The 12,524-nt window shown below is 68.1% G+C and carries 11 protein-coding genes; 6 read left to right on the forward strand and 5 right to left on the reverse strand.

The window, feature by feature from the left end; translation table 11 throughout:
- Window positions 1–194 precede the first annotated feature (194 nt).
- The 5 genes from ACZ0AE_RS18470 (at window position 195) to ACZ0AE_RS18490 (ending at window position 8,015) form a co-directional block, all read left to right on the forward strand.
- A complete protein-coding gene (locus tag ACZ0AE_RS18470; RefSeq protein ID WP_463601842.1) occupies window positions 195–2,264 on the forward strand; it encodes a TonB-dependent siderophore receptor in 2,070 nt (689 codons plus the stop codon).
- A 483-nt stretch (window positions 2,265–2,747) separates the two neighbouring features.
- Entirely contained in the window at window positions 2,748–4,925 is a 2,178-nt protein-coding gene (yccS, locus tag ACZ0AE_RS18475; protein WP_463601843.1) for a YccS family putative transporter, read from the forward strand.
- A gap of 221 nt (window positions 4,926–5,146) precedes the next feature.
- Window positions 5,147–7,036 carry an MFS transporter gene (locus ACZ0AE_RS18480; protein ID WP_463601844.1) on the forward strand — a complete coding sequence of 630 codons (1,890 nt, stop codon included), beginning with the start codon at window positions 5,147–5,149 and terminating at the stop codon, window positions 7,034–7,036.
- A gap of 213 nt (window positions 7,037–7,249) precedes the next feature.
- Window positions 7,250–7,528 (forward strand): CD225/dispanin family protein, encoded by a 279-nt coding sequence (locus ACZ0AE_RS18485; RefSeq protein ID WP_038685807.1) that lies wholly within the window; start codon window positions 7,250–7,252, stop codon window positions 7,526–7,528.
- A gap of 64 nt (window positions 7,529–7,592) precedes the next feature.
- Complete coding sequence (locus ACZ0AE_RS18490; RefSeq protein WP_463601845.1) at window positions 7,593–8,015, forward strand: DUF2752 domain-containing protein; 423 nt, start codon at window positions 7,593–7,595, stop codon at window positions 8,013–8,015.
- A gap of 49 nt (window positions 8,016–8,064) precedes the next feature.
- Here ACZ0AE_RS18490 and ampE read toward each other — a convergent pair whose 3' ends face one another.
- The 5 genes from ampE to ACZ0AE_RS18515 all read right to left on the reverse strand — a co-directional run bounded on the left by ampE (window position 8,065) and on the right by ACZ0AE_RS18515 (window position 11,707).
- A complete protein-coding gene (gene ampE / locus ACZ0AE_RS18495; RefSeq protein ID WP_137190595.1) occupies window positions 8,065–8,958 on the reverse strand; it encodes a regulatory signaling modulator protein AmpE in 894 nt (297 codons plus the stop codon).
- Between the two features lie 114 nt (window positions 8,959–9,072).
- A complete protein-coding gene (nudC, locus tag ACZ0AE_RS18500) occupies window positions 9,073–9,978 on the reverse strand; it encodes an NAD(+) diphosphatase (RefSeq protein WP_448134616.1) in 906 nt (301 codons plus the stop codon).
- 73 nt (window positions 9,979–10,051) lie between these two features.
- The gene (gene erpA / locus ACZ0AE_RS18505; RefSeq protein WP_463601846.1) at window positions 10,052–10,441 is read right to left on the reverse strand and encodes an iron-sulfur cluster insertion protein ErpA; all 390 of its coding nucleotides are present in this window, start codon (window positions 10,439–10,441) and stop codon (window positions 10,052–10,054) included.
- A 47-nt stretch (window positions 10,442–10,488) separates the two neighbouring features.
- Window positions 10,489–10,950 carry a bactofilin family protein gene (locus tag ACZ0AE_RS18510; protein WP_463601847.1) on the reverse strand — a complete coding sequence of 154 codons (462 nt, stop codon included), beginning with the start codon at window positions 10,948–10,950 and terminating at the stop codon, window positions 10,489–10,491.
- Between the two features lie 4 nt (window positions 10,951–10,954).
- On the reverse strand, window positions 10,955–11,707 hold the full coding sequence (locus tag ACZ0AE_RS18515; protein ID WP_038685801.1) for a DUF6776 family protein: 753 nt from the start codon (window positions 11,705–11,707) through the stop codon (window positions 10,955–10,957).
- A gap of 183 nt (window positions 11,708–11,890) precedes the next feature.
- Between ACZ0AE_RS18515 and ACZ0AE_RS18520 the strand changes: the two genes are divergently transcribed.
- The gene (locus ACZ0AE_RS18520) at window positions 11,891–12,520 is read left to right on the forward strand and encodes a DUF4126 domain-containing protein (protein ID WP_463601848.1); all 630 of its coding nucleotides are present in this window, start codon (window positions 11,891–11,893) and stop codon (window positions 12,518–12,520) included.
- Window positions 12,521–12,524: the final 4 nt, after the last annotated feature.

Genomic DNA, 12,524 nt, shown 5'->3' on the forward strand with positions numbered 1-12,524 from the left:
ACGCCCGGTCGGTCCGCCACGGTTTGACGCCAAGCAACAAAACGCGAACAATTCGCATCCAGCCACGGTCCTGCATCGCCTTCGCGATGCCCCCGCTGCCGGTTCCCGGCCAGCCTGCGCGATCCAGCCATCGACCCTCCCCCGCCCTCTGTAGATCGCGGACGGCGTTGTGCTGTCCGCCAAGGAACCCATCGATGCTGTCGTCCCCCCTGCCCCGCCTGGCCACGTTGGCCGTTGCGCTGTCGTTGGCCTGCGCCGCCCATGCCCAGTCCACTCCGGACGGCGCCGTGCGCGCGCGCTCGGCCACCGATCTGGATGCGGTCAAGGTCATCGCCGAACGCACCCACACCGACACCGGCGCGCTCGGCGACCGCGCCGTGCGCGACACCCCGTTCGCGATCGCCGTGGTCGGCCGCGAAGAGATCGAAAAGCGCCAGGTGGTCTCGCTCGGTGATGCCTTCCTGACCGACCCATCGGTGGTCACCCAGGTCAGCGCGTATGCCAGCGGCTGGAGTTCGCCGATCCGCAACCGCGGCATCGACCTCAGCTACGACAGCTACCGCGTCAACGGCCTGCAGGTGTCCTCGTGGGGCACCGAATGGCCGCTGGAAGTGATGGAACAGGTGGAACTGCTCAAGGGCCCCGGTGGCTTCATGTACGGCTTCGGCCAGCCCGGCGGCATCGTCAACTACGTCACCAAGAAGCCCACCGACACCCCCACCTTCGCTGCCCAGCTCGGCTGGCGCGAGGCGGGTATCGTGAGCGGCCAGGTCGACGTGGGCGGGCGCTTCGGCAATGAAGACATGTTCGGCTACCGCTTCAACGCGTACCAGGAGAAGGGCGAAACCTTCAACGGTGGCGAGGTCAACCGCAAGGTTGCCGCCCTGTCACTGGATGCGCGCCTGAGCGACAGCCTCACCTGGACCTTCGATGGCGTGTTCCAGTCGCGCGCGCTCAGCAACGAATCGCCGCAGTACTACTTCATCGGTCTGACCGAGCTGCCGCGCCCGCTGGCCGGCGACATCGACAACAGCATCGACGGCAGCTACTACGACACCCGTTCCAGCCTGCTCTCCACCGCGTTGAACTGGCAGATCAACAGCGACTGGAAGGCCAGCCTCAGCTATGGCGTGACCACCTCGTGGAACGACGTCAACAAGGTGTTCGCCTACATCGACAACGTCAACGGCGATTACAACGTCAACACCTACGAGCTGGGCGGCAAGAGCGAGTGGAAGCTGGCCCAGGCCATCGTGCAGGGCCGCTTCAACACCGGCCCGCTGTCGCACCAGGTGGTGGCCGGCGTCTCGCACCAGACCGGCCTGGGCTGGGACCGCCCGAACGAATGGAACACCATCGGCCGCGGCAACATCTACCAGCGCCCGGTGCTGCGCCACGATGCCGTGGGTTCGCGCGTGCTCAGCCGCGGCAGCGAAACCGTGCAGCAGGCCGTGTTCGTCAGCGACACGGTCAGCTTCGCCGATGGCTGGTCGCTGCTGGCCGGCGCGCGCTACAACGATTTCGAGAACAAGGGCGCCTACCACACCTACCCGGTCACCCCCACCTACGCCCTGATGTACAAGCCGGCCGATGCCGTCACCCTGTACGCCAGCTACGTGGAATCGCTGGAAGCAGGCAGCCGCGTCGGCAGCGACTACATCAACGCCGGCACCGTGCTCGACCCGACCATCAGCACGCAGTACGAGATCGGCGCCAAGATCGAGTACCCGCGCTGGAACGCCAACGCCGCCGCCTTCCGCCTGGAGCGCGGTGCCAACATCGACCGGCTCACCCCGGCCGGCAAGGTGCTGGTGCAGGACGGCATCACCCTGTACGAAGGCGTTGAGATCAGCGGCAACGTCCGCCTGACCGATGCGCTCAGCGTCGGCGGTGGTGTTACCTGGCTCGACCCCACCTACGACAAGCTGTCCCCCGACAGCGTGGCCCAGCAGGGCAACCGCACCGCCGGTGCCGCCCGCTGGCAGGGCGTGCTGCACGCCGATTACAGCATCCCGCAGGTGGACGGCCTGAGCGTGTATGCGCTGGCCCGCTACTACGGCGATGTCTATTACGACGCCGACAACACCCTCAAACTGCCCGACTACACCCTGGTCAACGCCGGCCTGGGCTACCGCATGCAGCTCGACGGCCACCCGGTCACCTGGCGCGCTGGCGTAGAGAACCTGGCCAACAAAAAATACTGGTCCAACGCCGGCGTCGGCCTGCCGCGCACCTTCGCGGTGAGCGTGCGCTTCGACATGTAATTCGATCGGCCGGTAGCTCCCCACACCCGGGAATGCCGGCCGCTGGCCGGCTCCTAGCACACCCTCCGCACCCGGTAACGCCGGCCGCTGGCCGGCTCCTCGCACACCCTCCACACCCGGTAACGCCGGCCGCTGGCCGGCTCCTCGCACACCCTCCACACCCGGTAACGCCGGCCGCTGGCCGGCTCCTAGCACACCATCGACACCTGAGAATGCCGGCCGCTGGCCGGCTCCTCGCACACCCTCCGCACCCGGGTAGTGCCGGCCGCTGGCCCGCTCCTCGCACACCCTCCACACCCGGGTAGTGCCGGCCGCTGGCCGGCTCCTCGCACCTCCGTCCGGGCGCACGGGGAGCCGGCCAGCGGCCGGCACTACCGGGCGCATCGTCCCCGCCCTGCGCAGCACGTTGACGTTGGATCGCCGTCAGGCTGTCCCCTTCACCCCACACCCGCAATAATGGGCTGCCCCGCACCCCGAGCCCGCATGTCCGCCCGAGAATCCCGCCTGAGCCGCCTGTGGGCGCATGAAAAGGCCAGCTACGGCCTGCGGGTACTCATCGCGCTGTCGGTGGCCATGGGCCTGTGCTGGCACCTGGACCAGCTGCCCGCGCTGCCCGGCGTGTTCCTCGGCATCATTGCCAGCGCCATCGCCGAAACCGACGACAACTGGTGGGGCCGGACCAAATCGGTCGCCCTCTCCCTGCTCTGCTTCGTCATCGCCGCCGCCGCGGTGGTCGAACTGTTCGCCTGGCCCTGGCTGTTCATCGCCGCACTGGCCGTGTCCACCTTCGGCCTCACCCTGCTCGGCGCGCTCGGCGAACGCTACGCGTCCATCGCCCAGGCCACCGTCACCCTGGCCATCTACACCATGATCGGCCTGGAACAGCACGGCGCCAACGACCGCGCCCAGGCCATCAGCGCGGTCAGCCACCTGCTCGCCGGCGCGCTCTGGTACGGCCTGCTCTCGATCCTGTGGACCGCCCTGTTTGCCAACCGGCCCGTGCGCGAGCGCATCGCCCGCCTGTACCTCGAGCTGGGCCGCTACCTGCAGCTCAAGGCCGACCTGTTCGAACCCATCCGCGACGCCGACGTGCAGAAGCGCCAGCTGGCCCTGGCCGAACAGAACCGCCGCGTGGTGGAGGCACTGAACATCGCCAAGGTCGCCATCCTCGCCCGCTTCGGTCGCTCCGGCCGGCCCGGCGTGCAGTCCGGCCTGTACCTGCGCCTGTACTACATGGCCCAGGATTTCCACGAACGCGCCAGCTCCTCGCACTATCCCTATGGCGCGCTCACCGAGGCGTTCTTCCACAGCGACGTGCTGTACCGCTGCCAGCGCCTGCTCGCGCTGCAGGGTGAGGCCTGTGCCAACCTGGGCCTGGCCATCCGCCTGCGCCGCCCGTTCCAGTACGGCGAGCGCACCAAGCAGGCCACCGCCGACCTCACCGATTCGCTCACCTGGCTGCGTGCCCAGCACAACCCGCAGTGGCAGCGCCTGCTGTCCTCGCTGGAGCTGCTCGGCCACAACCTGCAGAGCATCGAGCGGCGCCTGTCCGAGGCCGAAAAGTCCGACGCCACGTTGGACAACGTCGACACCCGCCTGCGCGACACCAATCCGCATACCCTGCGCGAAATGTTCGTGCGCATCCGCCAGCAGCTCACCCCCGGCTCGGTGCTGTTCCGCCACGGCCTGCGCATGGCGCTGGCCCTGATCGTCGGCTTTGCGGTGATCCGCCTGGTCAACGCCCAGAACGGCTCGTGGGTGCTGCTCACCATCGTGTTCGTGTGCCGCCCGCATTTCGGCGCCACCCGGCAACGGCTGGCCCAGCGTATCGCCGGCACCCTGATCGGGCTGGTGCTGACCTGGGCGCTGATGCAGCTGTTCCAGGACCTGCGCATCGAACTGCTGATCGCCCTGCTCTCGGCGCTGCTGTTCTTCTTCACCCGCAGCGATCGCTACCTGGTGGCGTCGGCGGCCATCACGGTGATGGCGCTGACCTGCTTCAACCTGATCGGCGACGGCTTCCTGCTGATCTGGCCCCGCCTGGTCGACACCCTGCTGGGCTGCGCGATCGCCGCGGCCGCGGCCTTCCTGATCCTGCCCGACTGGCAGGGCCGCCGCTTGAACCTGGTCATGGCCCGCGTGCTGGCCAACTGCGCGCGCTACCTGGATGCGGTGCTGGGCCAGTACGGCAGCGGCATGCAGGACGACCTGGCCTACCGCATCGCCCGCCGCGACATGCACAACGCCGACGCGGCGCTGTCCACCGCGCTGTCGAACATGCTGCGCGAGCCGGGCCACGTGCGCCGCAACCTGGATGCCGGGTTCCGCTTCCTGGCGCTCTCCAACACCCTGCTGGGGCATCTGTCGGCGCTCGGTGCGCATCGCGCGCAGCTGGACAGCTACGCGCAGGATGCCCAGGCGCTGGCCGGCGGCGAGCGGGTGGAACAGGCCATGCAGCAGATCGCCGCGGCGCTGGAGCAACGCCAACCGGTGGACGAGGCCGATAACGACGGCGACCGCGCCCTGGCCGAGCAGCTGGAACAGATCACCGACGACATGCCGCCCAAACTGCAGCTGATCCGCACCCAGATGGGCCTGATGCTGCGCCTGCTGCCCAAGCTGCGCGGCGCCGCCAACGAGGCCGCGCGCACCTTGCGGTAAGGGGGCTCCGGGGCAGCGGGGCAGAGCCCCGCTCTACGACGGCTCCTGCAACGCCGTACGACGTCCCCCGTAGCGCCGGGCTCTGCCCGGCAGCCGTCGATCGGCGCAACGCCATACGACCGTCCCCGTAGCGCCGGGCTCTGCCCGGCAGCCGTCGATCGGCGCAACGCCGGGGGCCGCCCGGCTGCATGCTAGGCTGCGCCGGTTCGCAAGGAGTTTCCATGTCCGGCCACAGCCAGTTCGCCCTGCTCAAGCAGCGTCGCTTCCTGCCGTTCTTCATCGTCCAGTCGCTGGGTGCGTTCAACGACAACGTGTACCGGCAGGCCATCATCGGCCTGCTGTTCTACCTCGGCGTCAGCCAGGAAGAGCAGTCGCTGTACACCACGCTGGCGCCGGCCATCTTCATCCTGCCCTACTTCCTGTTCTCGGCACTGGCCGGGCAGATCGCCGAAAAACTGGAAAAATCGCGGCTGATCGTGATCACCACCACCATGGAGATCGCGATCATGTCGCTGGCCGCGGTGGGCTTCGTCACCCAGAGCATGCCGGTGCTGCTGGTGGCCCTGTTCTGCACCGGCCTGCAGTCCACCCTGTTCGGCCCGGTGAAGTATTCGGTGCTGCCTTCGGTGCTGCGCCCGGAAGAACTCACCGGCGGCAACGGGCTGGTCGAGATGGGCACCTCGATGTCGATCCTGACCGGCATGATCAGCGGCGGCATCATCTTCACCCTGGCCGGCAGCTTCGGCCCGGTGGTGGCGGCCACCGCGGTGATCGCGCTGGCCATCTTCGGCAACATCACCGCGCGCATGATCCCCAAAGTGGATGCGGGCGCGCCGGACCTGAAGATCAACTGGAACCCGATCCCCGAATCGCTGGCCGTGTTGCGCCTGGCCAAGAAGCAGAAGGCGGTGCGCAACGCCATCCTGGGCGTGTCCTGGTTCTGGTTCGTGGGCACCATGCTCACCTCGCAGCTGCCCACCTACGCGGTGGTCAACCTGGGCGGCGAACCCACCCTGTACATCTTCGCGCTGGCGCTGTTCTCGGTCGGCACCGGCGTGGGCTCGCTGCTCTGCGAAAAACTGTCCGGGCGCACGGTGGAAATCGGCCTGGTGCCGCTGGGCGCGTTCGGCATGACCGCCTTCATGCTGGACCTGTACTTCGCCCGGGCCGGCACGGCCACCGCGGCCGGCCTGAGCGTGGGTGCCTTCGTTGCCCAGCCGGGCAGCATCCGCATCATCATCGACCTGATCGGCATCGGCCTGTTCACCGGCTTCTTCGTGGTGCCCCTGTTCGCACTGATCCAGAGCCGCACGCCGAAGTCGGAGATGTCGCGCGTGTTCGCCGCACTCAACATCCAGAACTCGGGCTTCATCGTGGGTGCGGCGATGATCGCGCTGGCCACGCAGAAGTTCCTGCACTGGACCATCCCGCAGCTGTTCCTGGCGCTGGCCATCGCCAATGCCGTGGTGTCGATCTACATCTTCACCATCGTCCCCGAATTCCTGATGCGCTTCCTCAGCTGGGTGATGGTGCGCGGCCTGTACCGGCTGCGCCTGCACGGGATCGAAGCCAATGTGCCCGACGAAGGCGCTGCGCTGATCGTGTGCAACCACGTCAGCTACATGGACGCGTTGATCCTGTCGGCGACGATTCCGCGCCCGGTGCGCTTTGTCATGTACTACAAGATCTTCAACATCCCGGTGATGCGCTGGATCTTCCGCACCGCCAAGGCAATCCCCATTGCCGGCGCGCGCGAAGACCCCGCGCTGATGCAGGCCGCCTTCGATGAAGTGGACAAAGCCCTGGCCGACGGCGAGCTGGTCTGCATCTTCCCCGAAGGCGCGCTCACCCGCGATGGCGAGATGGGCGCGTTCAAGTCCGGCGTGGAGAAGATCCTCGAGCGCCGCCCGGTGCCGGTGGTGCCGATGGCGCTGCGCGGCATGTGGGCGAGCATGTGGAGCCGGCGCGACACCCGGCTGGGCCGCATGCGCGTGCCACGCCGGTTCCGCGCGCATGTCGAGGTGGCCGCCGCACCGGCGCTTGCCGGCCAGGGTGCCAGTGCCGACATCCTGGAGCAGCAGGTACGGCAGCTACGCGGAGAAAACGGCTGAGGCCTAGTGCCGTCTGGATGTAAACGCATACATCCGGGCGTCCATCGGGTAAATTAGCGCCGGGGGACGTCCGTCCGCGCAGGCCAGCGCGGCGGCGGCCGAATATCATGCATACCGTTTGTTGCACCGATCGATGACGTTGCCACTGTGTGTGCGTGCGTTGTACCCCGTTCCACGCCCGTCAAATCCACCCAAGAAAATGGAGCTTTTCAGATGAACACCACTGCCGCACAAATCCCGAACCACCTGGTCTGGGCCATCCTGGCCACCCTGTTCTGCTGCCTGCCGGGCGGTATCGTGTCGATCGTCTACGCTGCCCAGGTCAACGGCAAGATTGCCGCAGGTGACCTTGCCGGCGCGCGTGACTCGTCGGACAAGGCGAAGAAGTGGGCCATGTGGTCGGCCATTGCCGGCGTCATCGTCGCCGTGCTGTACGTCGTGCTGGTGATGGCGATGGGCGGCCTGGGCGCGCTGAGCAACAGCGGCTACTGATCAGCACCGGGACGGCCTGGCCGGGGAACCTGCATGGGTTCACCGGCCGGGCCGTTCGCGCGTCATGGCCCTGCCCTCCCGAACCACGCTTGCCCGCTGGGCGCCCACGGCACTGGTTGCCGGCCTGGGCGCAGGCGCCATCGTGGTGTTGCGCAACGTCAGCCCCTATGCCGCCAACAGCCCGCTGCCGGGTTGCCCGCTGTACGCACTGACCGGCCTGTACTGCCCCGGCTGCGGCAGCACGCGCTGCCTTTACTCGCTGGTCCATTTCGATTGGCAGGGCGCCATCGCGATGAATCCGCTGCTGGTGATTTCGCTGCCCTTCCTGCTGCTGATGCTGCTGCACGGTGCAGGGGTGCGCCCACGCGTACTTGAACCGCTGATGCGCGTGCTGGCCAGCCCGATGTTCTGGCTGGTGTTGCTGGTGGGGTATGCGGTGCTTCGCAACCTGCCATGGATGCCGTTCGCCTGGCTTGCGCCGGGTTAGCGTGGCAGGTGCCGGGTAGAACCCGGCATTACGGGATACGGATGCCGGGTCAGGTTACCCAGCCGGCAATGACCAGCAGGGCCAGCGCGGCCATCCACAGCAACAGCATCCGCCACACCAGGCTCATTGCATCGCGCAGCTCCGGCAGGCGCCGCCACACCGGCACCATCCCGGCATCACTGTAGTCGTGTGCTTCTTCGCGCAGTTCGGCGCTCACGCTGGCGCGCGCCACCGCGCCCAGGAACACCGTCGAGGTCGCCCACTGGTTGCCGTGCGCCTGTCGCCAGGCCTTGTAAGCCGTGTCGAAGTTGCCCACCAGGGCCATCGACAGCGACATCAGCTGGGCCACCGGCCATTCCAGCCAGCCCAGCACCACCCGTGCACCGACCACGGCGTCGAGCGGGGCCAGCGAACGCATCGGCCCAACCGCCAGCAAGGCCAGCAGCCGGTACGCGACGGCGCCCACCGGGCCCAGCAGCAGGAACCAGAACAGCACCGCGAACCAGCGCCGCAAGCCGTTGAGCACCGTGGCCTCGACCAGCGACGATACGTCCTCGTGCAGGCTGCCCCCGGCCGATTGCAGCTGGGCGATCGCCGCGTGCCGGGTGGGTGCGTCATCGGCGTCGATCACCGCTTCCACGTCACGGTCCAGGTCGCGCGGGCCCCAGCAGATCACCAGGATGGCCACGCCCAGCAGCAGCGACGGCAGGCCGAACACGCGGCCGTGCAACGCCCACTGCAGCAGCAGCACCACCAGCACCCACGGCAGCACCGCCAGCACCCAGCCCTGGCGGCTGCGCCAGAACCCGTTTTCGGCCGCATGCGCATCCAGCCATTGCAGCCAGCGCCGGTAGAACCCGAAACCGCGAAGGGCCACGGCCGCAGCCGGCGCGACATGGCCCAGGGCCAGGGCGACCAGCACGGCAACCAGGGTGGTGAACATGTATGCCTCCGGCGCGGATCGTGGCCGCTACTATGCCTTGCGACCCGGCAATTCCCCGGGCCGAGGGTAATGTACGCCGCTGCGTGTTCAGCCAGCGGCAACGCAGGCCGTGGCTCAGCCCACCTGCTGGCGGTACCAGTGCTCGATCAGGCTGCGCGAAATCGAAATCGGCGGCGACAGGCGGATGCCCTCGCCGTCGTCTTCGACGTCCCGGGCCAGCGCCGCGCCCACTTCCTCGGCCGTGAACCAGCGTGCATCTTCCAGCTCGCCGTCCACCGTAGGCACGTCGTCTTCGGCCGTGGCCGCAAAGCCCAGCATCAACGCGCCCGGGAACGGCCAGGGCTGGGTGCCCAGGTACTGGCAGTGGCGAACGCGCACCTTGCTCTCTTCGAACACTTCACGCACCACGGTCTGCTCCAGCGACTCGCCCGGCTCGACGAACCCGGCCAGCACCGAATAGCGGCGCGGTGCCCAGTTGGCCTGCCGCCCGAGCAGCAGCCGCCCGTTGTTTTCCACCGCCACGATCACCGCCGGGTCCACCCGCGGGTAGTGCTCGGTACCGCATTGCGCGCAGCGCCCGACAAAGCCGCCGCGCGCGAAGGTGATGCCGCCGCCGCACACCCCGCAGAAGCGCGTGCGCGACTGCCAGTACGACATCCCGCGCGCATAGCAGAACGCGCTGGCATCGGCGGCCGACCACGTGGTGGCCGACTCGCGCAGATCCACCCGCTGCGGGGCAGTGACATCCACGGTCGCTGCTTCCAGCGAGAACCAGGCGCGCTCACCGCGCAGCCCAAGGAAGATCGCCGTTCCCGGCCCGCCCCCGACCTGCGCGCCGGTCAGCGCAAGCGGCTGGCCATCGTCGCCGGCCAGCGCGCGGCCGTCGGTGTCGAGCACCAGCACGTGCGCATCGGGCCACAGCCGCGCCAGCGCGTCGGCGTCCTGGCGCAGCGGATCGGCACGTTCAAGGGGATCGGTGGTGAAAGCAAAGCCGGACAGCGGCGTAGAAAATGTCGACATGCAGCAAGCCTGCCCACATTCGATCACAGTGGCAAGCGCCAGCCGACCGGTGTGGTCGGCAGCGCCACGCAGATCACATACTGAAACTGCTGCCGCAGCCGCAGGTGGTTTTGGCGTTCGGATTGCGGATCACGAACTGCGCGCCGGTCAGGCTTTCGGTGTAGTCCACCTCGGCGCCCATCAGGTACTGCAGGCTCAGCGGATCCACCAGCAGGGTGACACCGTTGGTGTCCACCGCCAGATCATCCTCGGCACGGTTCTCATCGAACTCGAACCCGTACTGGAAGCCGGAGCAGCCACCGCCCTGGATGTACACGCGCAAGGCAAGGCTGGTACTGGCCTCGTCCTGGATCAATTCGTTCACTTTGGCCGCAGCGGCTTCGGTGAAGTTGAGGGGACGGTCCAGCGATTGGTAGTTCGGCGCGGCGACAGGTGCGCCGGGCAAGGAAACAAGCGTGCTCATGTCCCCAGCATGGGGGCGCATGGGCACGCTTTCAAGCTGTCAGCCGTTCAGGCCATGGCCTCGGCCAGCTTCTTGCGGGCTGCGCCGTCCTTGCCCTTGCCAGCGGTTTCGTCGGCCGGCGGCGGCAGCGCGGCCATCTGCGCGCTGCCATGGATCAGGCGACCGGTCAGCTGCGCGCCAGCGTTCATCTCCACCACCTGGTAGTGGATGTTGCCGGAGACCCGCGCGGTCGGGGTCAGCTCCACCTTTTCGGTGGCGTGCACGTCGCCGTCCAGGCGGCCACTGATGACCACCACCTGGGCGCGGATCTCGCCCTCGATGCTGCCCTGCTCGGCCAGGGTGATGGTGGCATTGGCTGCCCCCTCGGCGGCGATGACCTTGCCCAGGATGGTGCCTTCCACATACAGGCCCCCACTGAACTCCACGTCGCCGCGGATCACCACCTGTGCGCCGATCAGCGCGTCCACGACCAGATGTCCGTCGCGGTTGGATTTGTTGCTGCCAAACATGGGCTTACTCCCCTTCTTTCGCCGATGGTGCTGCCGGTGCGCCGGCCTGCTTCCAATCAAAAACCTGGGTGGCGCCCCCCGCGCCCGATCCCAGCGTGACCCGCACACGTTGCGGGGTGAAGTCTTTCGGCAGGATGATGCTGCCGGTGAGCTGCTGGAAATACCGGAAGGAATAGTCCTGGCCCGGCACCTTGGTGCGCTGGTGCAGCTCGTCCCAGCTGACCGAGGTCAGCTTGCCGCCTTTGACGCCTTCCACGGTAAACCGCATCTGGCCCTGGCTGATCGCACCGCGATTGAGGTTCTGGGTCAGCACCACCGCGTACTGCCAGGTGCCGCCGGTTTCCGGGCTGAATTCAACCGAATGGGTGTTCAGGCCCTTGCGCTGGCTGGTCGCCCCCACCAGACGCTCGTAGAAGGCCACGTCGGCGCGCAGGCCGGCGATTTCCTCGTCGCGCTCGCCCAGCGAGGTCTGCACTTCATTGTTGGCGGCCCGGCTGATGCGGTCCGACGCCTGCAGCGTGGCCTGGCGCTGCTGCAGCTCGACCACCTGCTTGTTCAGGCTTTCCGCGCGCGCCTGCGCCGCGTCCAGCTGCTTGCCGGCATCCCCGCCGGGGCCGGCGGTCCAGCGCCCGATCAGGACGGCCAGGATGACGCTGACCAGCCACACCCCGGCCAGAATGGCCAGACGGCGGCGATCCTGCACGGGCGGCGTGCCGGGCCGGCGGATCTGGATACGCGATGGAGTCGGAGAGTTCATGGCGGTTGTCCGCGGCAGCGCGCTTGGCGATACCGGCACGGCCCCTGTCGGAACGAGCGACTGGCTAGTGTAAATCAGGGTCGGGCGATTTCACGCGCCAGCGGGCGTGGCCGGCGGTGGCGTTCATTGACGTCATCCCCGATAGTGTGGGCCTGTGCACACTTTGCAGGCGGAGCGCGCGTCATGACCGAAGCCCATCTGTTCGTCGTCGGCATCCTGCTGGCCTGGCTGGCGGGCATCCGCGTCTACCTGACCGTGTTCGGCGTGGGCCTGGCCGGGCTGCTTGGCTGGGTGGACCTGCCGCCGGCCCTGCAGGCCACCGAATCGTACTGGGTGCTGGGCACCTCGGCGGTGCTGGCGGTGGCCGAGTTCTTCGCCGACAAGATTCCCGGGGTGGATTCGGTCTGGGACCTGGTCCAGACCCTGGCCCGGGTGCCGGCCGGTGCCTTCCTGGCCGCCGCCACCCTGTCACCCGGCGGCGAACTCAGCGGCACCGCGCTGGTCGCCGGGGCCGGGGTGGCGCTGGCCAGCCACGGGCTCAAGTCCGGCACCCGCGCCCTGCTCAACACCTCACCGGAACCGGCCAGCAACTGGGTGGCCTCGGCGGCCGAAGACACCGTGGTGGTGGGCGGGCTGGCATTGGCGCTGGCCCACCCGTGGCTGGCGCTGATTCTGGTGGTCGGCTGCAGCCTGATCGGCGCGCTGGTGGTGTGGTGGGTATGGCGCACGTTGTGGAAGGGCATGCGCTGGCTGCTCGGGCAGACCGCCGAGCGACCCGGGGCGCTGCCGAATCGCGACGTGCTGCCACCGTAGGCAC

This window comes from Stenotrophomonas sp. AC248 (assembly GCF_979258185.1).

Coding starts and splice junctions, on each gene's coding strand:
- ACZ0AE_RS18520 (WP_463601848.1), top strand. CDS start 11,891: ATGACCGAAGCCCATCTGTTCGTCGTCGGCATCCTGCTGGCCTGGCTG.
- yccS (WP_463601843.1), top strand. CDS start 2,748: ATGTCCGCCCGAGAATCCCGCCTGAGCCGCCTGTGGGCGCATGAAAAG.
- ACZ0AE_RS18515 (WP_038685801.1), bottom strand. CDS start 11,707: ATGAACTCTCCGACTCCATCGCGTATCCAGATCCGCCGGCCCGGCACG.
- ACZ0AE_RS18510 (WP_463601847.1), bottom strand. CDS start 10,950: ATGTTTGGCAGCAACAAATCCAACCGCGACGGACATCTGGTCGTGGAC.
- ACZ0AE_RS18470 (WP_463601842.1), top strand. CDS start 195: ATGCTGTCGTCCCCCCTGCCCCGCCTGGCCACGTTGGCCGTTGCGCTG.
- nudC (WP_448134616.1), bottom strand. CDS start 9,978: ATGTCGACATTTTCTACGCCGCTGTCCGGCTTTGCTTTCACCACCGAT.
- ACZ0AE_RS18480 (WP_463601844.1), top strand. CDS start 5,147: ATGTCCGGCCACAGCCAGTTCGCCCTGCTCAAGCAGCGTCGCTTCCTG.
- ACZ0AE_RS18485 (WP_038685807.1), top strand. CDS start 7,250: ATGAACACCACTGCCGCACAAATCCCGAACCACCTGGTCTGGGCCATC.
- erpA (WP_463601846.1), bottom strand. CDS start 10,441: ATGAGCACGCTTGTTTCCTTGCCCGGCGCACCTGTCGCCGCGCCGAAC.
- ampE (WP_137190595.1), bottom strand. CDS start 8,958: ATGTTCACCACCCTGGTTGCCGTGCTGGTCGCCCTGGCCCTGGGCCAT.
- ACZ0AE_RS18490 (WP_463601845.1), top strand. CDS start 7,593: ATGGCCCTGCCCTCCCGAACCACGCTTGCCCGCTGGGCGCCCACGGCA.